This window comes from Streptosporangium minutum (assembly GCF_002149035.1).
Taxonomy (GTDB): Bacteria; Actinomycetota; Actinomycetes; order Streptosporangiales; family Streptosporangiaceae; genus Streptosporangium; species Streptosporangium minutum.
On the sequence record NZ_NGFP01000136.1, the window covers coordinates 1 to 25274 of the forward strand.

The following is a 25274-nucleotide window of genomic DNA, read 5'->3' on the forward strand; positions in this document are numbered from 1 at the left end:
GTCCAGGGGTACGTCTACGCCGCCTACAACGCGCGCGCCCACTTCGCCCACGAGGCCGGCGACCAGCGGCTGGAGGCGCACTGGACCGGCCAGGCGACGCGGATCCGGGAGGCGTTCAACGAGCGCTTCTGGCTGCCCGACCGGGGCTACTACGCCATCGGCCTCGACGCCGGGGGACGTCCCATCGACAGCCTCGCCTCCAACATGGGGCACTGCCTGTGGACCGGCATCGTCGACGAGGACAAGGCGGACGCCGTCGCCGCGCACCTGCTCTCGCCGGAGATGTTCACCGGGTACGGCGTGCGCACCCTCGCCTCCGGCATGGGCGCCTACAACCCGATGAGCTACCACAACGGCTCGGTCTGGCCGCACGACAACGCCATCATCGCCGCCGGTCTGATGCGCTACGGCTTCACGGAGGAGGCGCGGCGGATCGCGTTCGGCGTGCTGGAGGCGGCCGAGGCCTTCGGCTGGCGGCTGCCGGAGCTGTTCTGCGGGTTCGGCCGGGACGAGTTCGCCTGGCCGGTGCCCTATCCCACCTCCTGCTCCCCGCAGGCCTGGGCCGCCGCGACCCCCGTCCAGCTCGTCCGCTCCCTGCTCCGCTTCGACCCGTGCGTCCCGCGCGGCCAGATCTGGGTGGCCCCCGTCGGGCTGGACAACCTGCGGATCACCGGGGTCCCGCTCGCCGGGGCCCGGATCGACCTTGAGGTCGCCGACGGCGACGTCTCCGTCACCGGGGTGCCCAGGGGGATCACCGTGCACTCCGAACCACGTCATCCCATGAGGGCGGCCCTCCACCAGGTCTCCTGAAGTCCACGTCTCCTGAAGTCCACGTCTTTTTGAGCTCCGGGTCTCCTTGAGTCCCGGGTCTCCTTGAGCCCCGCGTCTCTTCAAGAAGTCCGCGTCTCTTCAAGCCCACGTCTCCTTGAGCCCCGGGTCTCCGGACCTCCGGGTCTCCTGACACCACGGCCTCTCCCGGCCGTCGCATCCCCTGCCCCCTTGATCGGTTAGCTCGGACGTTCCCGGCAGGCCGCACGGCCGTAGGTGAGGTTGACATGATTGCTGAAGCAGGCGTTTCCGGATGGCGCGACGGGATGCGCATCGTGATGATCGCTCCCCCCTGGTACGACGTACCGCCCCACGGGTACGGAGGCATCGAGTCGATGATGGCCGAGCTCGTCGCCGGCCTGTCCCGGCGCGGGCACGACGTCACCCTCATCGGGGCGGGCAGGGCCGGGACGTCCGCGCGGTTCCTGCCCACCTACGTCCCGGCGCCCTCCGCGCGGATCGGCGAGTCGATGCCCGAGGTGCTGCACGCGGCCCTGGCGCACGACATCGTCTCCGGCCTCGACGCCGACATCGTCCACGACCACTCGCTGGCCGGGCCGCTGACCGCGGCCTCGCGCAGCGTGCCGACCCTTGTCACCTGCCACGGGGAGGTGGACGGCGAGCTCGGCGAGTACTACCGGGTGCTCTACGACACCGTGTCGATGGTCGGCATCTCCGAGGCCCAGCGGCGGATCGCCCCGGACCTGAACTGGGCCGGAGTGGTCTACAACGCCGTCGAGACGGACTCCTTCCCCTTTCGGGAGGACAAGGAGGACTGGGTGCTGTGGCTGGGCAGGTTCAACGAGGACAAGGGCGCCCATCTGGCCGTCGACGCCGCCCGGGCGGCGGGGCGGCGGATCCTGCTCGCGGGCAAGCTCACCGAGCAGATGGAGCACGACTACTTCGAGGAGCACGTCAGGCCCCGTCTCGGCCCCGACGCCGAGTACGTCGGCGAGGCCGACGCCTCCCGCAAGCGCGAGCTGCTGTCGGCGGCCCGCTGCCTGGTCTTCCCGATCACCTGGGAGGAGCCGTTCGGCATGGTCATGATCGAGGCCATGGCGTGCGGCACCCCCGTGGTCGCCCTCAACCGGGGGGCCGTGCCCGAGGTGGTCGTGGACGGGGTCACCGGGTTCGTCCGGAGCCATGCGGGGGAGCTGCCCGAGGCCGTCGAGGCGGCCGGCACGCTCGACCCGCATGCCTGCCGGGCGCATGTCCGGCGCCGTTTCGACGCCGAGGTGATGACCGAGGAGTACGAGAAGATCTACCGCCGGGTGATCAGCGGTCTCGCCGACCCCACCGAGGGCAGCATGAGCCTGGCACTGCCCGCCAACTGATGGCCCGTCACTGAAGCCTGGACGGGTGATCGATCTCCTGGGGCGACTTCGGGCGGCCTGCCGGCGATCGGGTCTCCATCGCCGGCAGGCCGCCCACCTCAGGGCCGTCCGGGTACGTGCGGCATCAGGACCGTCTGCCCGGCGGCTGTGGCCCGGGGACGGCCGTGGTCTCCTCCCCGGAGGTCCTGGGTCAGACTCCGAACGCCGCCGGGTAGCGGATGGTGCCGGACGGCACGGGCAGGGAGGGGTCGAAGACGAGCGCCATCATGTACTTGTCCTCGACGTCGAAGGGCGGCCGGATGGAATGGCCGGAGGCCGGGGTGAAGCCGAAGCGGGGGTAGTACTCGGCGTGGCCGAGCACGAGCACGAGGTTCTCGCCCTGCTCACGGGCGGCGTCGAGGGCGGCGCGGATGGCGGCCGCACCGGCGCCGCGCCGCTGGTGCTCGGGCTGCACGGCGCACGGGCCCAGAGTGAGGGCCGGAGAGCCGTCGACGTGGCAGCGGGTGAGCAGCGCGAACCCGGCGATGGAGCCGTCGGGCGCCTCGGTGACCCAGGACAGGCCGGGGATCCACGCCTGCTGGTCGGCGCGCAGGGCCTCGACCAGGTCGGCCTCGTGCGGGGTGGGGAAGGCCGCGAGGTTGACCTCGCGGATCTGGGCGAGGTCGGCGGTGGTCTCGGGGCGGGTGATCCAGGAAGTGGTCATGAGGGTGTTCGAGTCCGTTTCTGTGCTTGCCTGAGGGCGCAGGACGTAGCCGGTGTACTGGTGGTCAGCGCCGTGCTCGCGGCGCATGGTGATCTCTTGCGGGGGCAGCGACCGCTCCGCGCGTCCCGGCACCCGGTCGCACTCGGCCGGCGGGTGGGTCTGCGGCGCCGGTGGGATGCGGTCGGTCATGACTGCTGGTCCCTGAACTTGTAGGTGGCGCGCAGATGGCTGGTGATGGCCTTCTGCTGGTTGGTGCGCTCGCCGCGCAGCCGGGCGTCGGTGCGCGAGGCCGCCCACGCGTTCTCACGTTGCAGCTTGCGGTAGCTGTTGAGGCGGCGTTCGGTCAGCTCGCCCGCCTGGATGGCGGCCTGAACCGCGCAACCCGGTTCGGTGTTGTGGGAGCAGTCGCCGAAGCGGCAGTCCCGGGCGAGGCGTTCGATCTCGGCGAAGACCTGTTCCAGGCCGTCGGCGGCGTCATAGAGGCTGATCCCGCGCAGGCCGGGCGTGTCGATGAGGACACCGCCACCGGGAAGGGGAACCAGTTCGCGGCGGACGGTGGTGTGGCGGCCCTTGCCGTCCCGCGACCGCACCTCGCCGATGGCCAGAAGCTCGTCGCCGAGCAGCGCGTTGCCGAGGCTGGACTTGCCCGCGCCCGAGGGGCCAAGCAGCACCGTGGTTCCGCTCAGCGACGCGGTCAGCACATCGATGTTCTGGCCGGTGGCCACGCTGGTGACCAGGATGTCCACACCTGGCGCCAGCTCGCTCGCTTCGGCGTGCACGGCGTCGGCGTCGGCGGCCAGATCCGCCTTGGTCAAGACGATCAGCGGCCTGGCGCCGCTTTCCCACGCCAGGGCCAGCAGCCGCTCCAGCCGGGCCGCGTCCAGCGCGGTGGCCAGTGAGACGGCGAGGACGACGGTGTCGACGTTGGCGGCCAGCACCTGCCCGTGGGAGGTGCGTGACGCCGACGAGCGCACGATTGCGCTACGACGCGGCAGCAGGGCCACCAGTTCCGGCGCGCGGCCCCAGCGCAGCGCGGCCCAGTCGCCGGTGCAGGGCGCCAGGAGCGGGTCGGGGGAGTACAGCGCCGTGAGGGCGGCCCGCACCGGGCCGGACTCGGTGACCGCGTCACACAGGCCGCGATCCACCCGTGCGATCCGGGCCGGTACCAGGCCGGCCTCGCGGTGTTCGGCGAAGGCGTTGTCGAGTGTTTCCGTCCATCCGTACCGGGTCAGGCCGAGGTCGGATGGATCCGTGAAGAGGTTTGGCAACGTGAGACACCTTGCGGGAAGGGGCCCCGACGAGACGCAGACATCACCCCCGCCGTCCTAAACCGGATGGCTCACAGCGAGGGGAAGAAGTGGGTCAGACCGGGGCCCGGGACGTGAGGAATGTCCGGGCGCTGCACACGGCAGCGGTCTTCACCGCGGTCATCAAACCTCACCTCCCTCTCATCCGGAAATCCAACACCAAACGATCAGCAGAGTAGCACTCCCGGCAGGATGCCTGTCACGGGTTCCTGAGCCGGAGAATCAAGGACTGCGCGTCCAGGCACCCTATGTTGGGGTGACGGCATTTTCGGCGGAGGGACGGCCATGGGTGAGTTCGTACGGGTGGAGACGGCCGAGGGGATCGCGACGATCAGGCTGGACCGGCCGAAGATGAACGCGCTCAACCGGCAGGTGCAGGAGGAGATCGCGGCCTGCGCCCGGCAGGTGGACGCCGACCCCGGCGTCCACGCCGTGGTCCTCTACGGCGGGGAGCGGGTCTTCGCCGCCGGCGCCGACATCAAGGAGATGGCCGACATGTCCTATGCGGACATGGCGGCGCACTCCGCGGTACTGCAGGACTGCTTCACGGCCGTCGCGGAGATCGGCAAGCCGGTCGTCGCCGCTGTGACCGGCTACGCCCTGGGCGGCGGCTGCGAGCTCGCCCTGTGCGCCGACATCCGCATCGCGGGCGAGTCGGCCAGGCTCGGCCAGCCGGAGATCCTGCTCGGCATCATCCCCGGGGCGGGCGGCACTCAGCGCCTGCCCCGGCTGGTCGGCCCCGCCAGGGCCAAGGACCTCATCTTCACCGGCCGTCACGTGCCGGCCGCCGAGGCGCTGCAGATCGGGCTGGTCGACCGGGTCGTCCCCGACGCCGACGTCTACACCGAGGCGCTCGCCTACGCCGCCACGTTCGCCGGCGGCCCGGCCCTGGCGCTGCGCGCCGCCAAGCAGGCCGTCGACCGCGGCCTGGAGGTGGACCTGAACAGCGGCCTGGAGATCGAGCGCCTGCAGTTCTCGGCCCTGTTCGCCACCGAGGACGCCAAGACCGGCATGCGCGCCTTCGCGGAGAAGTCCCGGGCGAAGTTCACCGGCCGCTGACGCGGGTCTCGGAAGGCGGGTGACACCGGCGCCGGTCCGGGGCCGCGATTCGGCGGCACCGGCACCGGCACCGGCCTGGGCCGGAGACGCGGTGACAGCCGCGTCGGCCTGAATCGGGGGAGCCGGAAGCCGGTGGGGCCGTCCTGGTAGATCAAGCTTTGCCGGTATCGTGCCGGACTATGGTTCGGTTGGTGAAGCGTGCTCTGATGCCCGCCCCGCTCCGGCGGGCGGTGCGCGGGTGGTTCGACTCCCGATACGTCTCCCTGGCCGATCACCGCCAGGACATCAAGGACACGCTCCGGGAGGTCCAGACGCTGGGCCGGGAGGTCACCGCGCTGCGGGCCGAGATCGACGGGCTCCGGGCGCGGGTGGCCAAGGCCGGCGTGGACCAGGCCCAGGCCAGGCGCTGGGACGACGCCCACCGCCTGGCCCAGGAGACCGCGGTCGCGATGGACGGGGTGCTCCAGAACGAGGTGCTGCTCTGGCAGGCCGTGGACCGCCTGCCCCCTCCTGACCCGGACCGCTCCGCCAGTCAGCCTGTGGATCGCCTGTCCCCTCCTGACCCGGCCCGCTCCTCCGGTCAGCCCGTGGACCGCCTGCCGGGAGATACGCCCGCCCCGAGTCCGGAGCGCTCCTCCGGGGGGTCCGCGTGAGGGTCGCCTGGGCGGCGGACGGCGGCGTCTGGCGTCTCACCTTCCGGCTGGACCCCGAGGACGAGATCACCGGGTTCTGCGCCGACGGCCAGCCTCTGCGGCTGGCCACGAACTCCTTCCGGGTCGAGCTGCCGCGCGCGCCGTACGACATCCACCCCGACCTGCTGGCCCTCGCCGCGTGGACCGTCGTCGCGCCGTGGACGCGGCGCGCGATCGTCTTCGACCGGCCGGTCTCGACGGAGTTCGCCGATGCGATCCGGTCGGGCTGGGGGATCGAGGCGGGCCCCGTCGGAGGGGCGCCGCGGTCCGGCGGCAGGCTGGCGATCTCCTACAGCGGCGGCGCCGACTCCGCGGCGGTGGCCGCGATGCTGCCCGACGCGCCGTTCGTCCACTTCCAGCGGGTCTCCCACCCGCGCGTGCCCAACCGCTGGACCCACTACCGGGCCGACGTGCTGGCCTCGCTGGCCGCGGAGACCGGCCGCGAGCTCACCGTCGTCCGCTCCGATCTGGAGTTCACGCTCGCCGAGCCCCGGCCCGGCTACCCCGAGCACCACGCGGTGGCGGCCGGGGCGCTGCTGCTGGCCGACGAGCTCGACCTGGGCGGCCTGGCCTTCGGCTACGAGCTGGGTTCGCGCTGGCTGGGCGGGGACCGCTACCTGCTCCGCTACACCCCCGACAACCCGATGTGGTCCCCGCACGGCGCCTGGGGCCGGGCCTTCGCCGCGGCGGGACTGCACATCGTGCTCCCGGTCGGCGGGGTGAGCGAGGCCGTCACCATGCGCCTGGCCCTGGAGTCGGACCTGCGCGAGCAGGTCCGCTGGTGCCTGCGCGGGGTGAACGGCCCCTGCGGCACCTGCGGCAAGTGCCTCTACAAGGAGCTCATCCAGGCCGCCGTCGAACGCCGCCCGCTGCGCACCACGGTCGCGCCGGGCCGTCCGGTCGCGCGCAAGTGGCAGGAGCCCCCGCCGTACGGCGGGCAGGAGATGATCGAGTACGGCTGCGCGCGGGTGCCCGGCATCGAGGACACGCTTTTCGGCAGGGCCGCGGGCTTCCTGGGCGCGACCGAGGAGTCGACGGCGTGGTTGGAACGCTGCTACCCGCCCGCGATCGAGGAGATCCCCGAGCCGTGGCGCGAACAGGTCCGTGACTTCGTCGCGGGAGAGGTCGGGTTCATGAGCGACGACGAGGCACGCCGCGTCGAGACCTGGGGGATGTCGTGAAGGTATATGTCTCGGTGGACATGGAAGGCGTGACGGGGCTGACCGACCCCGAGGAGATGCACGCCGGGGGCCGGGGGTACGAACGCGGCTGCGAGCTGATGACCGGTGACGCCAACGCGGTCATCCAGGGCGCCTTCGACGCCGGAGCCGAGGCCGTGCGCGTCAACGACGCGCACGGGTCGGTCAAGAACCTCAGGATCGACCTGCTCGACGAGCGGGCCACGCTGATCCGGGGGCCGGGCAAGCCGCTGCGGATGGGGCAGGGACTCGACCGGAGCTACCGGGCGGCCTGCTTCGCCGGCTACCACGCGCGGGCCGGGGTCCAGCACGGGGTCCTCAACCACACCTGGATGGGCAAGGAGATCCAGAACGTCTACCTCAACGGCGAGGTCTGCGGCGAGACCCGTCTGGTGGCGTCGTTCGCCGGGTCGCTCGGCGTGCCGGTGGCCCTGGTGACCGGGGACGAGGCCGTCTGCGAGGAGGCCCGCGAGCTGCTCGGCGACGTCGAGACGGTCGCGGTCAAGAAGGGGGTCGACAGGTTCGCCGCCGAGCTCCTGCCGCCCGCCGTCGCCCAGGCCCGCATCCGGGAGGCCGCCGCCCGCGCGCTCAACCGGGTCGCGGACTTCCGCCCGTGCGCCCCCGAGCCCCCGTTCACCCTCGGCGTCGAGTGGAACTCCACCGCGATCGCCGCCGGATGCGCGCTCATCCCCGGAGTCAGGTCGGCGGGCCCCCGTCACACCGAGTTCGTCACCGACGACTTCTCCCAGATCATGGCGCTGATGGGCATCTTCTCCATGGTCGGCGGCCAGATCGCCTGCGGCAGCGGCGGGTACGGCTGACGCGCATGAGCGACTCCAAAGTGATGACGCGCAGGGCGCTGCTGGTCGGCGTGGGCGCGGCAGGCGGCGCCGGAGCCATGTTCGCGGCCATGGGGGCGCTGGGCCTGGCCCCCGACGCCCAGGAGAAGGACTTCGTCCCCCCGCAGCCCTCCGATTTCTCCCTGCGCGGCCGGGGTGCGGCGAAGGTGGTGATCCTCGGGGCCGGGGTCGCCGGGCTGACCTGCGCCTACGAGCTGGGCAAGGCCGGATACGACTGCACGGTCCTGGAGGCCGCCGACCGGGTGGGGGGCAGGAACCTCACGCTGCGCCGCGGGGACCGGCTGCCCGAGACGGGCGGGGAGACCCAGACGGCGGAGTTCGAGGAGGGGACCTACTTCAACGCCGGGCCGGGCCGGATTGCGCAGTGGATGGTCGCCATGGACTACTGCCGCGAGCTGGGCGTGCCCATCGAGACGTTCGTCAACAACAACGCGTCGGCCTACGTCTACACGGGGGGCATGAAAGCTCCGGCGCGGGCGCGCACGGTACGGGCGGACCTCTACGGCTACGTCGCCGAGCTGCTGGCCAAGGCCACCCACGCCGGCGCGCTGAACCGCCGGCTGACCAAGGACGACCGCGACCGGCTGGCGGAGTTCCTGCGCCGCTTCGGCGACCTCGGCCCCGACCTGACCTACGGGGGTTCCACCCGCCGCGGCTTCGAGACCTACCCCGGCGTCACCGGCGGCGTCCCCGCCGGCTCGCCGCCCTCCCTGAGCGACGTGCTCTCGGCCGGCACGGGCCGGGCGCTCACGATGGACTTCGGCTACGAGCAGGCCATGCCGATGTTCCAGCCGGTGGGGGGCATGGACGCGATCGTGACCGCGCTCGCCGGGGCGGTCGGCCGCGACCGGATCAGAACGGGCGCCCGGGTCACCGGTGTGAAGAACCTGCCCGACGGCGTCGAGGTCGCCTACCAGGGCGGCACGCTCCGCGCCGACTACTGCATCGCCACCCTGCCGCCCCACCTGCTCGCCCGCCTCCCGCACAACCTGGGCGCCCCGATCACCGCCGCGCTCCGCACCCCCGTCCCGGTCGCCGCGGGCAAGATCGGCCTGGAGTACGGCAGGCGCTGGTGGGAGATCGACGACCGCATCTACGGCGGGATCACCGAGACCGACCTGGACATCACCCACATCTGGTACCCCTCCCACGGCTACCACTCCAGGAGCGGCCTGGTCGTCGGCTACTACAACACCGAGGCGAACGCCGAGCTGTACGGCGGGCTGCCGCACCGGGACCGCCGGAGCCGCGCGCTCACCCAGGGCAAGAAGATCCACGGCGACAAATACCGCGCCGAGCTCCGTTCCAGCGTCTCGATCGCCTGGCACCGCCAGCCGCACATCGAGGGCGCCTGGGTCTACTGGCCCTCCCACCAGGGCGCCTTCACCCTCCTGCAGCGCCCGGCCGGCCGGGTGTACTTCGCGGGCGACTGGCTCACCCATCTGATCGCCTGGCAGGCCGGGGCCATGGAGTCGGCCAGGAAGGCCGTCACCGAGCTGCACAGGCGGGTTCTGCAGACGACGTCCTGAGCCCGCCGCGCGGCCGTAAAGTCTCAGGGGCGAGTGATACGGAGGAGACGGCGATGGCGATCGGGACATTGGACTGGGTGCGGGCCGCCGAGCGGCTGGACCTGCTCGCGGAGCCGGTGGCGCGGGCGGTCGCGGGGCTCGACGGCGTCGAGGTGGCGGAGATCGATCCGACGCTGGCGGACACGGCGGCGTTCTGCGAGCGGTACGGCGTGGGCCTGGCGGAGTCGGCGAACTGCGTGATCGTGGCGGCCAAGCGGGGCGGGGAGGTCCGCTACGCGGCGTGCATGGTGCTCGCCACGACGAGGGCCGACGTCAACGGGGTGGTCCGGCGTCATCTGGACGCGCGGAAGATCTCGTTCGCGCCGCAGGACGACGCGGTCGGCCTGACCGGGATGGAGTACGGCGGGATCACCCCGCTGGGGCTGCCCGAGGAATGGCCGGTGCTGGTGGACGAGGCCGTGGCAGCCCATCCGGGCGTCGTGATCGGCAGTGGCGTCCGGCACTCCAAGCTGGCGCTCCCGGGCCGGGTGCTCGCGGACCTGAAAACCGCGGAGGTGCTCCGCCTGGCGAACTGACGCCGAAAAGAGATTGAGTGTTACCGGGGTTTGGGAAACCGTTGGAGCCTGGCAGACGTTGTTCAAACGGAGAATATGGCCTGATGGTTCATCTCATGGGCGGTGTTTAAGCCGGTATGGTTCTTCATGCCATGAATCAGGACGACCGACTGGGCCCCTACCGACTGCTCCGGCGGCTCGGTGAGGGCGGCATGGGCGTGGTTCACCTCGCCGTCGACCCTCAGGGGCGCCAGGTGGCGGTGAAGGTCCTGCGAGCGGAGGTGGCGGGCGACGACGTCGCGCGTCGCCGGCTCTCGCGGGAGGTGGAGACCATGCGGCGGGTGCGCAGCGAACACATCGCCGAGGTCCTCGACGCCGACGTGACCGGCCACCGGCCCTACATCGTGACCCGATACGTCCCCGGCCGGCCGCTGGACGAGCTCATCAAGCAGGACGGCCCGATGGGGCTGCCCGCGCTGCTCAAGGTCGCGCACGGGGTGGCCTCGGCGCTGGCCGCCGTGCACTCCGTCGGCGTCATCCACCGCGACCTCAAGCCGGGCAACGTCCTCATCCTGGACGGCCAGCCCGTCCTCATCGACTTCGGCATCGCGCAGGCCGTGGACGCCACCAGGCTCACCCAGACCGGCATGTTCATCGGCACGCCCGGCTACCTCGCCCCCGAGATCATCGAGGGTCACGAGGCGGGTCCCGAGGTGGACGTGCACGCCTGGGCGGGCACGCTGGTCTTCGCGGCCACCGGCCAGCCGCCCTTCGGCAAGGGCACGCTGGAGATGATCTTCTACAACATCACCGCGGGCAAGGCGGACGTGGACGCCGTCCCGGCGCCGCTCCAGCCGGTGCTGCGGGCCGCGCTCCAGCGTGACCCGGCCAGGCGGCCCAGGGCCACCGAGCTGGCCGCGCAGGTGGAGCGCCTGCTGCCCGGGGCGGGCCGGTCCAGGGTGCCCGACGAGATCACCACGGTCTCGCACTTCGACGACTCCGGCCACGGCGGGCCGGGGGGCCGGGGCTTCCCCGGCGTCCCGGCCGGTCCGGGCGGTCAGGGGTTCCCCGGCGGTGACGGCTCGCCCTCCAGGCCGGGTGTCCAGGGCTTCTCCACGGGACCCGGCGTGCCGGGCCGCGCGGGCGACCCCGGCGACGTGCCGACCCCGGTGGCCTCCCGTCCGGGCCTCTCCCCGCAGTCCACACCGTGGCCCCCGGCCCCGGCGGCGCAGCCGCGCGAATACGTCTCGCTGCTGGGCGAGCAGCCGCCCGACCCGTCACCCACCCGCCGGGTGACGGCCGAGGAGCTGCGTCAGGCGGCGGCGGCCCAGCAGGCCTCCTACGACCTGCCCACCGGCATGCTCAGCCCCGAGGACATCCCCACCAGGAACCGTTTCCCTGCCGGCGGCCAGCCCGGGGCCGACCGGCCCGGGGCCGACGCCGGCCTGCTGGCGGCCACGGCGCCCGTGGCCGACGGCGACATCCCGACCCAGCGGGTCCGTCCCCAGGACCTGGCGGAATACGTCCGCGTCCACACTCCGCAGCCGGGCCGCCCCGCGCAGCCGGGTCATGTCCCGCAGCCGTACCCGCCGCAGCAGGCCTCGTTCGAGCAGACGCCGCACGTCCGGCAGCCCGCGCAGCCGCCCTATTCCTACCCGGGGCAGCCCCAGGCGCCCGTGTCGCCGCACCCCGGGCAGCGGCCGGGCCACATGTTGCAGCGTTCCAAGGCGTACGGCGTGGCGAGCGGGCTGATCATGATCGTCGTGGCGGTCGCGGCGGTCCTCGCGCCGGTCGTCGTCGCCGCCGTGGTGATCCCGGCCGCGATCCTGCTCCGGGCCGCCGACATCGCCCAGCCCAGGCTCAACACCCGCCGTGCGGCGGGTGAGGCCGCCGCCGACGTCTTCCGGGTGTTCGGCCAGCCGGCCGCTCTCCTGAAATCGGTGGGCATCACTGTCGCGCTGGTGCCGTACGCGCTGATCCTCGGCCTGCCGGTGACGCTGCTGCTCACCGTGGTCGCCGTGAAGATGTCCCCGGCCAACGCGCTGAGCTGGGGCACGGCGGTCGCGCTGTGGACGGTCTGCGCGGGACCCGGGGTGGAGGGCCCCGGACGCCAGATGCGACGTACCCTGGCATCAATGCTGCCTTCGCGCAGCGCGGCCATGATCGTGGCCTCGATGCTCGGCGCGTTGGCCGCCCTCATGATTCTTATCGCGATCGGCACCGTGGGGGACGGGGCACGACAGGCGCGGTGGGCGCCGGTCGATGTCGGGACGGTGGTGACGGAACTGACGGATCTACGAAAGGCGGCGCGATGACGGGGGACACGCAGGCGCCTGAGCGACTGGGACCGTACCGTCTGCTCAGAAAGATCGGCGAAGGCGGCATGGGGGTCGTCCACCTGGGGCTCGACGAGGACGGGCGGGAGGTGGCCGTCAAGGTCCTGCACCCGCACGTCGCCGCCGACCTCAAGGCCCGCGACCGGCTCACCCGCGAGGTGGAGACCATGCGGCGGGTGCGCAGCCCGCAGGTCGCGGAGGTCCTCGACGCCGAGCTGACCGGCAGGCAGCCCTACATCGTGACCCGCTTCGCCCCGGGCCGCACGCTGGAGGAGACCGTCCTCGCCGACGGGCCGCTCGCGCCCGCCGAGGTGGTCAGGCTCGCCCAGGGCATGTGCGCGGCGCTCGTGGCGATCCACGCCGCCGACGTCATCCACCGCGACTTCAAGCCGTCCAACGTGATGATCGTCAACGGCGAGCCGCTGGTCATCGACTTCGGCATCGCGCACCTGGTCAACGCCACCCGGCTGACCCAGACCGGCATGTTCGTCGGCACGCCCGGCTACCTCGCCCCGGAGATCATCCGGGACACCGAGATCACCCAGGCGGCCGACGTGCACGCGCTGGCCTCGACGGTCTTCTTCGGGGCGACCGGCAAGCCGCCGTTCGGCACGGGCAGCTTCGAGATCGTCTGCTTCAACATCATGGAGGGCCGGGCCAACATCGACCTGGCCCCGGTCTGGCTGCGCGGCTGGCTCCGCCAGGCCCTGGCGGTGGACCCCTCCGTCCGGCCGAGCGCACAGGCGCTCCACCGGATGGCGCGTGCCCTCGACCCCTCGGTGACGGTCTTCGAGGAGACGCCGCCCACCACCGCCGTCATCGACGGCGGTACCAGGGTGATCAACCCGGACGGCACGAAGGTGCTCAACTCCGACGGCACCCGGGTCCTGGACGGCCAGACCCAGCCTCCGTCCTCCACCACGCAGCCCTCGCCGAACGGCACCCGGGCGCTGCCGCAGGACGGGAGCTACTCCGACCTGCTGACGCCGGTGGAGTACGCCAAGCCGGAGCGGCGCGAGCGCAGGCCGCGCGGCGAGCCGACCCGCGCGTCGGGGGTGGCTCCGCCCCCGTACGTCCCGGCGACCCCGCCGCCCTACGTGCCGGCGCCGTCCCCGGAGCAGCGGCCGAGGTCGGCCCCGCCGCCCTACGCCGACCAGCGGGTCGCCGGCTACCCGGCGCCGCCGCCGACCGGCCAGGCGCAGCCGTACGCCCCGCCGGCTGTCCAGCCCCGGCCGCACACCCCGCCGCAGGACCGCCCGCGCTACCGCACCGGCCACCCGCTGGCCGCGGTGCTGCTGCTGACGATCCTCGTCGCGCTGGCCTGCGTGCTGCCGGTCATGGTGAGCGCGTTCGCTCTGGTCACGGTGCTCTGCCTGCGGGTCGGCGAGTATCTCTTCGGGGACCTCGCCGAGCGCCGCTCGGTCCGGGGCAACAGCGCCACCGACCCGCTGCTCGCTGTGCTCGGCACCCCCTGGGCGTTGATCAAGGCGGTGCTCGCGACGGTGGTCACGGCCCCGCTGGCCGCGATGTTCGGCATGTGCGTGTGGGGCGTGCTGGTCTACATCGGGCAGATGAAGACCGATCCGGCCGCCGCCTACGCGGCGGGCGCGTTCGTGGCCGGGCTGTTCGTGCTGCCCGGCGGAGGCAAGCCGCGCAAGGCCGTCTCCCGCGCGCTGACCGGCGTGATCCGCAGCCCCGGGGCGGCCATGGTGACCACCATCGTCCTGGGCACGCTGGCGTTCTTCTCGGTGATGGCAGCGCTGGGGATGGCCCCGTCGTTCGCGCCGTGGGACCAGCCCAGCGATGTGGTGAAGGCGGTGAAGTTGGAGTGGCAGACCCAGGTGGAGAAGGGCAAGATGGGCGTGCTCGACCTCATCGGCGGTCTGGTCAAGGATCTGATGAGGAGTCTGGGCCTGGGGTTCCTCACCTTCGGAAAGTGATCCGTGCGCGATCGGCCCCTCTGGTGCACGATGAAGGGGACACGCCGGAGGGAGTCGCATGGGAGCGCCGGACGGTGAGCGCCTGGGCCCGTACCACCTGTTGTCGACGCTCGGTGCGGGAGGTTTCGGAGAGGTCCATCTCGCGCTGGATCCCGAGGGGCGCACGGTGGCCGTCAAGATCCTGCACCCGCACGTCGCGGCCGACCGCACCGCCCTCGCCCGGCTGGCCCGCGAGGTGGAGACCATGCGGCGGGTCCAGGGGCCGTACGTCGCCGAGGTCCTGGACGCCTCGCTGGAGGGCGCCCGCCCCTACCTGGTCACCCGTTACGTGCAGGGCCGCCCGCTCAGCGCGGTGGTCGCCGGTGACGGGCCGGTCGAGGGCGACGATCTCGTACGGCTGGCGCGCGGCCTGGCCGAGGCCCTGGCAGCCGTCCACGCCGCCGGGGTCGTCCACCGCGACCTGAAGCCCGCCAACGTGATACTGACCGACGGCGAGCCGGTCGTGATCGACTTCGGCATCGCCTGCGCGCTCGACTCCGCCTCGGTCACCGTGTCCGGCGCGGTCCTCGGCACCCCCGGCTACCTGGCGCCCGAGGTGCTGGAGGGCGCGGGCTCGGGCGCGGAGGCCGACCTGTTCTCCCTCGGCGCCACGCTCGCCTACGCGGCCACCGGGCGGCATCCGTACGGCACGGGCCCGCCCTCGGCGGTCGGTTACCGTGTGGTCCACCACGCCCCCGACCTGGAGGGCGTGCCCGGCTGGCTGGAGCCGCTGCTCCAGGAGTGTCTGCGGCGGGATCCGGCCGCCCGGCCGTCCGCCGCCGAGCTCCTGGACCGCCTGGGCGCCGCCGGCCCGGCCGTCCACGCGGCGATCCCGAGGGCGCGCCCCTCCACCTTCACCACCGCGGCCACCGGCGGCCGGGGAGCCGTCCGGGGCCAGGACGCCACCGACCTGCGGGACGCGGTCCTGCGCGATGCGGGGGCGGCGGGGGGCGGTGTGCAGGAGCTCACCACCCGGCAGTGGCGTCCGGGACGCCGCCCGCCGCCCGGCAGGCTCTCGGCGGAGGAGGCCCGCGAGCGCCGCCGGACGGTCCTGCACCGCCGCTGGATCGTCGGCACCGGCCTGCTCGTGTCCCTGGCGGCGGCGACGGCCAGGGAGCCGCTCCCCGAGGTGTCGCTGCTCCTTCTCACCTCCTACGGCCTGGTGATGCTCGTTGACGGGGGGATCGCCCTGTTCGGCCGCCGGGACCGCGCGCGCATGGTCGTCGATCTGGCCGGCGCCGCCGGCGCCATCGCGCTGTGGGCCGCCCTCGGCACGTTCTTCAGCACGCTCACCCTCGCGCTGGCCCTGGGCACCGTCGTCTTCGTCCTGGTCGCGATCCTGATGGCCAGCTGAGACCTCCGGAGCTCCGGAGGCCCGGGATCCTGCGCAAATTCTGGAACATAGTTCGGTATGGTGGAGGAGTGACCGATCGGGCGGGCGGACGGTTGTCCGGTGTGAGCTGTGCAACCTGGTGGTTTGCACCTAAGCTACCGATGGGTAACATGATGTCGGAGGGCCAGGGCGGGCACATCCCGACCGGGCCACCCGCTGTCACACCGCCCTCGGGCACCTGGCAGTCTTGGCATCACGCGCACGTGCCCCGCGTGCGCGTACCGAGCATCCGGCGCCAACCGCAACGACGCGGTGGCGCACGCGAATACGGGAGGTCGGCCACCGGCCATGAACATCGTCGTCTGCGTGAAGCAGGTCCCCGACACGGCGACCGAGCGCAAGCTGAGGTCCGATGACAAGACGCTCGACCGTGACGCCGCCGACGGCGTCATCAACGAACTGTGTGAATACGCGGTCGAAGAGGCGCTGCTCCTGAAGGAGGCCCACGGCGGTGAGGTGACCGTCCTCACCATGGGCCCCGACAAGGCCAGCGACACCATCCGCAAGGCCCTGGCGATGGGCGCCGACAAGGCGGTCCACCTGGTGGACGACGCGCTGCACGGCTCGGACGCGCTGGGCACCTCCTACGCCCTGGCGCAGACGCTCAGGAAGATCGGCTTCGATCTGGTCGTGCTCGGCTCCGAGTCGACCGACGCCCGCACCGGCGTGCTCGCCGCGATGCTGGCCGAGCGTCTGGACGTGCCGCAGCTCACCTTCGCCAAGAAGGTCGAGGTGAACAGCAAGTCCATCACGATCGAGCGCGTCACCGACTACGGATACGACAGGGTCGAGGCCTCGCTGCCCGCCGTCGTCTCCGTGGTCGAGAAGATCAACGAGCCGCGCTACCCGTCCTTCAAGGGCATCATGGCCGCGAAGAAGAAGCCGGTCGAGAAGCTCGGCGTCGCCGACGCCGAGATCGACGCCTCCCAGGTCGGCCTCGCCAACTCCTGGAGCGAGGTCGCCGACTTCGCCGCCGCCCCGCCGCGCGCGGCCGGCACGATCGTCAAGGACGAGGGCGACGGCGGCGTGAAGACCGCCGACTTCCTCGCGTCGAAGAAGTTCGTCTGAGAGCGGGGGTTAGCTGATATGTCTGAGATTCTCGTTCTGGTCGAGCACGTCGAAGGTCAGGTCAAGAAGGTCACGCTGGAGCTGCTGACGCTCGCCCGGAAGCTGGGCACGCCGTCGGCGGTGTGGGCGGGCCCCGGATACTCCCCCGACGCCAAGGCCAGGCTGGCCGAGTACGGCGCGGAGAAGATCTACCTGGCCGACTCCGCCGACATCAGCGACTACGTCGTCGCCCCCAAGGCGGAGCTGCTGGCCCAGCTCGTCTCCGAGAAGTCCCCTGCCGCGGTGCTCGTCGCCGCGACGGCCGAGGCGAAGGAGATCGCCGGCCGGCTGGCCATCAAGATCGACTCAGGTGTGCTCACCGACGTCGTGGGCCTCCAGGACGGCCTGGTGGCCGACCAGTCGATCTTCGGTGGCGGTGTCAACGTCCAGTCGCGCGTGACCAAGGGCACCCCGATCGTCGCGGTCCGCCCCAACTCGACGCCGGTCGAGGCGGCCGCGGGCGCCGGTGCCGAGGAGCAGGTCTCCGTGACCGTCTCCGCCGCCGCCAAGGGCGCCAGGGTCGTCGACCGCGTCAAGGAGGAGAAGGGCGCCCGTCCCGAGCTCACCGAGGCCGCCATCGTGGTCTCCGGTGGCCGCGGCGTGGGCTCCGCGGAGAACTTCTCGATCATCGAGAAGCTGGCGGACTCGCTCGGCGCCGCCGTCGGCGCCTCCCGCGCCGCCACCGACGCCGGCTGGTACCCGCACCAGTTCCAGGTCGGCCAGACCGGCAAGACCGTCTCGCCGCAGCTCTACATCGCTGCGGGCATCTCCGGCGCCATCCAGCACCGGGCCGGCATGCAGACCGCCAAGACGATCATCGCGATCAACAAGGACCCGGAGGCGCCGATCTTCGAGCTCGCCGACTTCGGTGTCGTGGGAGACCTGCACCAGGTCGTCCCGCAGCTGACCGACGAGGTCGTCAAGCGCAAGTAACCGCACAGCGAGAACGGCGCCGCACACATCGTGTGCGGCGCCGTTCTTCTTGCCGTCCCGAGTGCCGCCGGGTGGGGCGGGCGGCCATCGGGACACATCATGTGCGGCGCCGTTCCGTATGCCGCCGGGCGGCCATCGGGACACATCGTGTGCGGCGCCGTTCTCCGCACCGCCCCGAGTGCCGCCGGGCGGATCAGGCGGCCATCGAGAACTCGCGCTCGGGGGTCTCGGCCGGGGCGGAGTCGCTGAGGCCGCGGGGCAGGAACCGGGCAACCAGGGCGATCACGACGCCGAGCACCACGGCGATGCCGAGTGCGGTCCCGAGCGTGGCCACGTCCGAGAGGAAACCGATGATCACCGGACCGAGCAGCAGCCCCGCGTAGCCCATCGCGCCGGTCTGGGCGATGGCCGGGCCCGGGTTGTCGACCGCGCCGCCCGCCAGGGACATGGCCATCGGCGAGACCGTCGCCACCGCGATGCCCACGAAGAACATGGCGGAGAGGGCGACCAGGGACGTCGAGGCCGTGATGACCACGGTGAAGGTGGCGGCGGTGGCCAGCCCGGAAGCGATGATCATGCCGCGCGCGCCGAAGCGGGCCCGGACGCGGTCGCCGGTGAGCCGGCCGAGCAGCATGCCCGCCTCGAAGATCGGGTATCCCAGCGCGGCCAGCGCCTCGGGGGCGCCGAGGACGTTGCGCAGGTAGAGCCCGTTCCAGTCGGCGACCGTGCCCTCGACCATGAACGCGCAGAACGCGATCACGCCGAGGAGGTAGACCACCGGGGGCATCCGGTGGCGGGCTCGCGCCTCGCCGCCGGTGGCGACGGCGGGGTCCGGCAGGTAGGTGCGGCTGATGAAGACCAGCAGGGGCAGCGCGAGCAGGGCGATCAGGGCCAGGTGGGCCGTGAACGACAGTCCCGCCGCGATGGCCGCGGTGCCGAGCAGGCCGGCGGAGATCGCGCCCACGCACCAGCCGGCGTGCATGCCGTTCATCAGCGGGCGGCCGTAGGCGCGCTCGACCGCCGAGCCCTGCGCGTTCATCGCGATGTCCACCGCGCCGAACGCCATGCCGAAGAGCCCGGCGGCGACCAGCAGCAACGGGAACGTCGGGGCGAACGCCAGCAGCGCGAGGGTGGCCGCGCAGAGGGGAGCGCCGACCCGCAGGATGCTCCGGCTGCCGAAGCGCGTCATCACCCCGCGCATCGACTGCATGGTGACCAGCGCTCCCAGCCCCCACACGAGGAGGGTGACGCCGATCGACCCCTCGGACAGGCCGAGTTTGTCGGACAGCGCGGGAATACGCACGGTCATCGATCCACACATGAGGCCGGCAAGCACGAATGTGAGAACTGCCCCGGTTCGAGCGGTCCTCAGGTCGCGGGTCATGACGCAATCCCTTCAATGATGTTTCGGGTGCCGAAAATCGGGCACACATAAACCGGTCGCTTCCGTTGAACGGAAGCGACCACCAATATGTACGGAGAGTGATCCCGGCTACGCGGGCAGCAGATCCAGCAGACGCCGTTTCAGCTCGGCGTAGTGGTCGTCGTCGTAGAGATCGGGATCATGGGTGGCCACGTCCCACAGTCCCTCGCAGGCGAGACGCACGATCTGCGCGGCCGCGGGGTCGGCCTCGGAGCCGAGTCCCTCACGGTGCCACCGGGCCATCGCCACGCGCAGCGGGGCGAGCAGGTAGAGGCTGCCGGAGGCGCCCGTCACCACCGCCCAGCGTCGGAGTGTGCCGCTCTGCACGGCGGCGAACGTGGCGGCCAGATAGTTCTTGGTGTAGGTGTCCTGGCCCTGGGCGGCGATGAGCTGGTCGAAATCTTCGATCAGCCGCTCGACCATGCCCTTGATCAGGGCTTCTTTGGAGGAGAAGTGGTAGAGCAGGCCGCCTTTGCTGCATCCGGCGCGCTCGGCGACGGCTGCCAGGGTGAGCGCCTGAGAGCCCTGGTCGCAGAGCAGATCCTCTGCCGCGTCCAACAGCTCTTCCCGTCTCATGGAAATTACTGTACCGTCTGGACGGTTTAGTGGTCAAACCCGTGATGGCGCCTCCCGAGAGCACGGATACGCTTGGAAGGCAAAAGTGCGATGGGGAGGGGAGTGCGGCCGTGGAGTCCGCTTATCTCGATCACGCGGCGACCACGCCGATGCTTCCCGAGGCGATCGAGGCGATGACAGCCCAACTCGGTCGGGTCGGTAACGCGTCGTCGCTGCACGCGGCCGGCCGGCGCACCCGCCGGGTCGTGGAGGAGTCGCGCGAGACGATCGCGTACGCGCTCGGCGCCCGGCCCAGCGAGGTGGTCTTCACCTCCGGCGGCACCGAGGCCGACAACCTGGCGATCAAGGGCCTCTACTGGGCCCGCCGCGCCGGCGGCGCGAGCCGGATCCTGATCAGCGCGGTGGAGCACCACGGCGCGCTGGATCCCGCGGGCTGGCTGGGCGACCGCCAGGGCGCGACCGTCGAGCTGCTCGACGTGGACGAGTACGGCAGGGTGCACCCGCAGACCCTCCGCGCCGCCATCGAGCGCGATCCGGAGAGCGTCGCCCTGGTCAGCGTGATGTGGGCCAACAACGAGGTCGGCACCGTCCAGCCGGTCCGGGTGCTCGCCGGGATCGCCCACGATCACGGCATCCCCTTCCACACCGACGCGGTCCAGGCCGTGGGCCAGCTCCCCGTGGTGTTCACCGGCTCCGGAGTCGACGCGCTGACGCTCTCCGGTCACAAGGTCGGCGGCCCGATGGGGGTCGGCGCGCTGCTGCTCGCCCGGGGCGTGGACCCGGTGCCGGTCCTGCACGGCGGCGGCCAGGAGCGCGACGTGCGTTCGGGCACCCTCGACGCCCCGTCGGTCGCCGGGTTCGCCGCGGCGGTGAAGACCGCGGTGGCCCGCCAGGCCGAGACGTCGGCGCGGCTGATCGGTCTCCGTGACGACCTGATCCGCAGGGTCCGCCACGCCGTGCCCGATGTGATCCTCAACGGCGACCCGGTCAACCGGCTCCCCGGCAACGCGCACTTCTCCTTCCCCGGCTGCGAGGGCGACGCGCTGCTCATGCTCCTGGACGCCAAGGGCGTGGAGTGCTCCACCGGCTCGGCGTGCTCGGCCGGGGTGGCCCAGCCCTCCCACGTCCTGCTCGCCATGGGCGCCGACGCGGTCCGGGCGCGGGGTTCGCTCCGCTTCTCCCTCGGCCACACCTCGACCGAGGCCGACGTGGACCGGTTGATCGCCGTCCTCGGCCTGGTCGTCGAGCGCGCCCGCCGCGCGGGCCTCAGCTAGGTCAGGAAAGGCGAGATCGCGCTCCAGCCCGGGTCGCCGACCACGTCGACCCGGGGCCGGCCCTCCTCCCAGCTCACGATCAGCTCCTTGGCGTGGATGGCCGCGTCGCCCACGGGGTCGGCGTAGACGTGCAGCACCCGCTGGCCCTCCGCGCTCATGTGCGCGGCGAACACGGCGCTGCCGTTCAGCCTGCTGATCCGCCCGGCGAGGCGCTCCTCGAAGTCGCGCAGCGCCTCCAGGGACCGCCCGACGGGCAGCCCGTCCGCGTCGCCGTGCAGGTAGGGCAGGGTGATCGCGATGTGCTGGTCGAACAGGGGATGGTCGACCGGCCGGAGCGGGTAGCGGGCGGTGGCGATCAGGCGGGCTCCGGTGGCGGTCTCGCCCTCCAGCAGCGCCCACTGCTCGTCCCGGTAGCCGGAGGCCAGGTCGGCGACCACGCTGGGCAGGTGTACGGCGGGCACCGCGTCGATCGGCTCGAACCCGGCCGCGGAGATGTCGCCGACCCAGCGGGCCACGTCGTCCTCGCCGAGCAGCCAGTCGAGGGCGAGCAGGGTGGCCTCGATCCTGGTGTCGTCGTCCAGGATGGTGAAGATCGGGTGGTAGGCGACCACGTCGACGCGGGGGTTGCCCAGGGGCGCGCGCAGGCCGAGCATGAGCTTGTCGAGCGCGAACTCGTAGCCGCCCACGTCGAGGGTGAGCTCCATGGCGTGCGGGTTGGCCCGCCGGGACGGATGGAACTCCCACAGGGCGTCGGCGGCGGGCGCGGCGGCCGCCCAGCGGTGCGCGGTGGGGCGCAGCTCCGGATCCCCGGCGGAGGTGACCACGAGTGCCTGGTCGGAGCCGAGCCCGGGGGCGATCTCCCACACCAGGGAAGGGTGGACGACCTGAACCGCCGGCCCGATCCACTCGGCCAGCCGGTCGGCCTCGCCCGCGGCGACCATCGCGTCGAGCTCCGGCCTCGCCTCGGTCCACCACGTCCAGAATTCGCCGATGCCGTCAGCCGGCTCGGCGGTGAATTCGTCCTTGCGCCCGAACAGTCGCATGACCCCGGATTCTCCCAGTACGACGCGGCGCACGCCAACGCGGGTACGCTCAGGGTGTTATGAGACTTCGCGTGCTTGCCGCCATGTCCGGCGGCGTCGACTCCGCCGTGGCGGCCGCCCGTATCGCCGAGGCAGGCCATGACGTCACCGGCGTGCATCTGGCGCTCTCGGCCAACCCTCAGTCGTACCGGACCGGCGCTCGCGGGTGCTGCACGATCGAGGACTCGCGGGACGCCCGCAGGGCCGCCGACGTGATCGGCATCCCCTTCTACATCTGGGACATGGCCGAGCGGTTCCACCGAGACGTGGTCGAGGACTTCGTCAGCGAGTACGCCGCGGGCCGCACGCCCAACCCCTGCCTGCGCTGCAACGAGAAGATCAAGTTCGAGGCGGTCCTCGACCGGGCCCTCGCGCTGGGCTTCGACGCGGTGGCCACCGGGCACCACGCGCGGATCGCCGACGGCGTGCTGAGCCGCAGTCCCGACGAGGGCAAGGACCAGTCCTACGTGCTCGGCGTGCTCACCAGGGAGCAGCTCAAGCACGCGATCTTCCCGCTGGGCGACTCCACCAAGGCGCAGGTCCGCGAGGAGGCCGCGCGGCGCGGGCTCATGGTGGCCGACAAGCCCGACAGCCACGACATCTGCTTCATCGCCGACGGCGACACCCGCGGCTTCCTTGCCGACCGCCTCGGCGCGGCGCAGGGCCCGATCGTGGACGAGGCCGGCGCGGTCGTCGGCAGGCACGAGGGCGCGTACGGCTTCACCGTCGGCCAGCGCAAGGGGCTGCACATCGACCGCCCGGCCCCCGACGGCCGCCCGCGCTACGTGCTGTCCATCGAGCCCGTCTCCAACACGGTCACCGTCGGACCCCGCTCGGCCCTGGAGATCACCGGCATCGTGGCCACCCGGCCGGTCTGGAACGGCCCGGCGGACGTGCCGCACGAGCCGCTGTCCTGCACCGTCCAGCTCCGCGCCCACGGCGAGGTGTACGGCTGCCGCGTCCAGCTCTCCGGCGACGAGGTCCACATCGCGCTGGACACCCCCGCCACCGGGGTCGCCGCCGGCCAGGCGGCCGTGCTCTACCTGGGCGACACCGTGATCGGATCGGCCACGATCGCCACGGCGGCGTGACCGACGCCGGGGCGTGACCGGCGCCAGAAGGCATGACCATGACCGGCGCCGGGACTGGCGCCGGGGGTGGGACCGACGGCAGGAGGTGTGACCGGCGTCAGGGCAGGGTGACCGACTCGCCCGGCTTCAGGCGGCGCATCTCGGCCTTCTGCCTGTCCGACTCCAGGCCCAGCCATGAGTCGACGATGCCGAGGCCGAGGTCGTTGAGCAGGCCGTCGTGGGTGGAGAAGGCCCTGGCCGGGCGGACCTGGCGCAGGTATTCCACCATCTCCGACGCCCTCATCCACGGCGCGTTGGTCGGCACCAGGAGTGTGGGGACCTCGACGCCGGGCGGGGTGAAGGCGTCACCCGGGTAGAAGACCTCCTCCTCCACCAGGAAACCGACGTTGCGCACGGTCGGCATGTCCGGATGGTTGGGGGCGTGCCACTCGCCGACGACCTTCACCCCGAAGCCCGCCGTGTCGAAGGCGTCGCCGTGCCGTACGACCTGGATCTTCGCCGGGACGTCGGTCAGCGTGGCGGCCACGCCCTCGTTGGTCCAGATCTCCAGTGAGGGGTTGGCCTCGGCGGCCCGGCGCAGCCGGTCGGCCTCCACGTGGTCGAAGTGCTCGTGGGTGATGAGGACGGTCTGCGCCCCGTCCAGCGCGGACTCCTCGCTGAAGGAGCCCGGGTCGATCACCAGGACCGAATCGCCTTTCTCCAGGCGAACGCACGCGTGGCCGAACTTCGTGAGCTTCATCGGCTCAGCCTAACGGGAGCGGGGCGGCCGAAGCCGCCCGGCCTCAGTAGGGCTTGTAGCCGCCGCCGCGCTCCATGGATGCGATGCCGGGGTGCCCGGCGAGGGAGTGGTAGCGGCCGTAGGTGTACAGGACTCCGGCGATGATGTTGTCGACAGGGTCCTTGATCACCTTGTGGCCCTCGGGGCTCCAGGCGGCGAACGTGGGCGGGATCGTCTGCATCAGGCCCTGGGACGGGACGCCGTTCCTCGCGTTGACGTCCCAGTTGTTCTGCGCGTTGGGGTTGCCGCCGGACTCGTGGAAGATGATCGTCCAGATCCGCTCGATGTCCTTCGGGTCGTTGGGATCCAGGTCCTTGACCTTCTCCAGGAGTCCTTTCCGGGCCAGGAAGGCGTCGATCTTCCCCGATCTGATGATCGTGAGCGCCTCCTTGATCCACTCTACGACCTTCTCCTTCGGCTGGGGGATGGTCCCGCCCGACGAGGTTCCGCCGGAGCCGATCACGCCGGACACGTCTCCCCCGGAGCCGCTTCCTCCTGACCCGCTTCCTCCCGACCCGCTTCCACCGGAGCCGCCGTTCGTGCCGGCGAGGGTCGTCTGTCCCGGGCCGGCCAGCGGGGTCTTCTGCCAGTGGAGGATGCGGTCGGGCGCCATGAACCTCTCGTCGCCGACCGCGGGGATGTCGGAGAAGTGGATCGACCGCTCGTCCATGTATTTCTTCAGGTCGCCCGCGGCTTTGGTGACGGCCTTGTCGGCGTTGTCGAGGTGGAGGCGGGCGTCGGAGACGGCCGCGTCGACCGTCGGTTTGATCCCCGCCGCGAGCTCCGCCTCCGTCCTGGTGGAGCCGTCGGCGTTCTTGCTGTTGTTGGCGCGGTAGGTGTTCCACTGGGTGACGAGGTTCTCGGTGAGGGTCTTCACCTTGGTCTCGGCGGTGTCGAGCGCGTCGGCGGCGGTGTCGAGCGCGCCCGCGCAGTTGGTGAGAGCGCCACGCAGTGCGTGGCCGGCCTTGCCGTACTTGCGCATGTAGTCGTCGAAGGCGTCGGCCGAGTCGCCCTGCCAGGAGTGGTCCACCGTGTTGACCGCGCGGGTGAGCTCGATGGCGTGGTCGTTCAGGTCGCCCGCCGTGGTCCGCCACCGGTTGGCGATCGTGGTGATCGACTCTTTCGCGCCGTTGACCTTCATGGCGATGGTGAGCAGTTCCGAACTGCCCGGGACGAGGGGGGTGAGCGGCTCCCTGTCGCCGCCCCTGTCGGTCAGCGATCCGCGGTCGTCGCTCAT

The 25274-nt window shown here is 71.9% G+C and carries 22 protein-coding genes; 15 read left to right on the forward strand and 7 right to left on the reverse strand.

The window, feature by feature from the left end; translation table 11 throughout:
- Together CA984_RS26295 and CA984_RS26300 are read left to right on the forward strand one after the other, a co-directional pair.
- Nucleotides 1-810, forward strand: an 810-nt coding sequence (locus CA984_RS26295) for an amylo-alpha-1,6-glucosidase (protein ID WP_278249065.1), incomplete at its 5' end; no start/stop codon positions are given.
- Nucleotides 811-1055: 245 nt separating this feature from the next.
- Complete coding sequence (locus tag CA984_RS26300; RefSeq protein ID WP_086576222.1) at nt 1056-2162, forward strand: glycosyltransferase family 4 protein; 1107 nt, start codon at nt 1056-1058, stop codon at nt 2160-2162.
- Nucleotides 2163-2352: 190 nt separating this feature from the next.
- Here CA984_RS26300 and CA984_RS26305 read toward each other — a convergent pair whose 3' ends face one another.
- Both CA984_RS26305 and rsgA read right to left on the reverse strand, forming a co-directional pair.
- Entirely contained in the window at nt 2353-2865 is a 513-nt protein-coding gene (locus CA984_RS26305; RefSeq protein ID WP_086576241.1) for a GNAT family N-acetyltransferase, read from the reverse strand.
- Between the two features lie 185 nt (nt 2866-3050).
- Complete coding sequence (rsgA, locus tag CA984_RS26310; protein WP_086576223.1) at nt 3051-4133, reverse strand: ribosome small subunit-dependent GTPase A; 1083 nt, start codon at nt 4131-4133, stop codon at nt 3051-3053.
- 324 nt (nt 4134-4457) lie between these two features.
- Here rsgA and CA984_RS26315 point away from each other — a divergent pair, with 324 nt between their 5' ends.
- The 11 genes from CA984_RS26315 (at nt 4458) to CA984_RS26365 (ending at nt 17813) form a co-directional block, all read left to right on the forward strand.
- On the forward strand, nt 4458-5231 hold the full coding sequence (locus CA984_RS26315) for an enoyl-CoA hydratase/isomerase family protein (protein WP_086576224.1): 774 nt from the start codon (nt 4458-4460) through the stop codon (nt 5229-5231).
- A 191-nt stretch (nt 5232-5422) separates the two neighbouring features.
- Entirely contained in the window at nt 5423-5884 is a 462-nt protein-coding gene (locus CA984_RS26320; RefSeq protein ID WP_242676177.1) for a hypothetical protein, read from the forward strand.
- Complete coding sequence (locus CA984_RS26325) at nt 5881-7104, forward strand: DUF6395 domain-containing protein (protein WP_086576226.1); 1224 nt, start codon at nt 5881-5883, stop codon at nt 7102-7104. The genes CA984_RS26320 and CA984_RS26325 overlap by 4 nt, the downstream gene beginning before the upstream one ends.
- The gene (locus tag CA984_RS26330; RefSeq protein WP_086576227.1) at nt 7101-7943 is read left to right on the forward strand and encodes a M55 family metallopeptidase; all 843 of its coding nucleotides are present in this window, start codon (nt 7101-7103) and stop codon (nt 7941-7943) included. Before CA984_RS26325 ends, CA984_RS26330 begins: the two co-directional genes overlap by 4 nt.
- A 5-nt stretch (nt 7944-7948) precedes the next feature.
- A complete protein-coding gene (locus CA984_RS26335; protein WP_086576228.1) occupies nt 7949-9511 on the forward strand; it encodes a flavin monoamine oxidase family protein in 1563 nt (520 codons plus the stop codon).
- 53 nt (nt 9512-9564) lie between these two features.
- Nucleotides 9565-10086 carry a YbaK/EbsC family protein gene (locus CA984_RS26340; protein WP_086576229.1) on the forward strand — a complete coding sequence of 174 codons (522 nt, stop codon included), beginning with the start codon at nt 9565-9567 and terminating at the stop codon, nt 10084-10086.
- Nucleotides 10087-10217: 131 nt separating this feature from the next.
- Entirely contained in the window at nt 10218-12380 is a 2163-nt protein-coding gene (locus CA984_RS26345; RefSeq protein ID WP_165781414.1) for a serine/threonine-protein kinase, read from the forward strand.
- Nucleotides 12377-14341, forward strand: coding sequence for a serine/threonine-protein kinase (locus CA984_RS48830; RefSeq protein ID WP_086576231.1), 1965 nt, complete (start codon nt 12377-12379; stop codon nt 14339-14341). The genes CA984_RS26345 and CA984_RS48830 overlap by 4 nt, the downstream gene beginning before the upstream one ends.
- 58 nt (nt 14342-14399) lie before the next feature.
- On the forward strand, nt 14400-15734 hold the full coding sequence (locus CA984_RS26355; RefSeq protein ID WP_086576232.1) for a serine/threonine-protein kinase: 1335 nt from the start codon (nt 14400-14402) through the stop codon (nt 15732-15734).
- Nucleotides 15735-16061: 327 nt separating this feature from the next.
- Nucleotides 16062-16841 (forward strand): electron transfer flavoprotein subunit beta/FixA family protein, encoded by a 780-nt coding sequence (locus CA984_RS26360; RefSeq protein WP_086576233.1) that lies wholly within the window; start codon nt 16062-16064, stop codon nt 16839-16841.
- 18 nt (nt 16842-16859) lie between these two features.
- Entirely contained in the window at nt 16860-17813 is a 954-nt protein-coding gene (locus CA984_RS26365) for an electron transfer flavoprotein subunit alpha/FixB family protein (RefSeq protein WP_031160451.1), read from the forward strand.
- Nucleotides 17814-18006: 193 nt separating this feature from the next.
- Here CA984_RS26365 and CA984_RS26370 read toward each other — a convergent pair whose 3' ends face one another.
- Both CA984_RS26370 and CA984_RS26375 read right to left on the reverse strand, forming a co-directional pair.
- Nucleotides 18007-19197: an MFS transporter gene (locus tag CA984_RS26370; RefSeq protein ID WP_086576234.1), complete on the reverse strand. Its 1191-nt coding sequence runs from the start codon at nt 19195-19197 to the stop codon at nt 18007-18009.
- A gap of 108 nt (nt 19198-19305) precedes the next feature.
- Nucleotides 19306-19812, reverse strand: coding sequence for a TetR/AcrR family transcriptional regulator (locus CA984_RS26375; protein ID WP_086576235.1), 507 nt, complete (start codon nt 19810-19812; stop codon nt 19306-19308).
- Between the two features lie 110 nt (nt 19813-19922).
- Here CA984_RS26375 and CA984_RS26380 point away from each other — a divergent pair, with 110 nt between their 5' ends.
- Nucleotides 19923-21086, forward strand: a complete 1164-nt coding sequence (locus CA984_RS26380; RefSeq protein WP_086576236.1) for a cysteine desulfurase family protein — start codon at nt 19923-19925, stop codon at nt 21084-21086.
- On the opposite strand, the gene CA984_RS26385 is transcribed toward CA984_RS26380, so the two are convergent.
- Complete coding sequence (locus tag CA984_RS26385) at nt 21083-22129, reverse strand: DUF695 domain-containing protein (RefSeq protein ID WP_086576237.1); 1047 nt, start codon at nt 22127-22129, stop codon at nt 21083-21085. The two genes, CA984_RS26380 and CA984_RS26385, sit on opposite strands and share 4 nt — an antisense overlap.
- A gap of 59 nt (nt 22130-22188) precedes the next feature.
- Here CA984_RS26385 and mnmA point away from each other — a divergent pair, with 59 nt between their 5' ends.
- Nucleotides 22189-23259, forward strand: coding sequence for a tRNA 2-thiouridine(34) synthase MnmA (mnmA, locus tag CA984_RS26390; RefSeq protein ID WP_086576238.1), 1071 nt, complete (start codon nt 22189-22191; stop codon nt 23257-23259).
- Nucleotides 23260-23356: 97 nt separating this feature from the next.
- On the opposite strand, the gene CA984_RS26395 is transcribed toward mnmA, so the two are convergent.
- Together CA984_RS26395 and CA984_RS26400 are read right to left on the reverse strand one after the other, a co-directional pair.
- Nucleotides 23357-23998: an MBL fold metallo-hydrolase gene (locus CA984_RS26395; protein WP_086576239.1), complete on the reverse strand. Its 642-nt coding sequence runs from the start codon at nt 23996-23998 to the stop codon at nt 23357-23359.
- Nucleotides 23999-24041: 43 nt separating this feature from the next.
- On the reverse strand, nt 24042-25274 hold a 1233-nt coding region (locus CA984_RS26400; RefSeq protein ID WP_086576240.1), incomplete at its 5' end, for a WXG100 family type VII secretion target.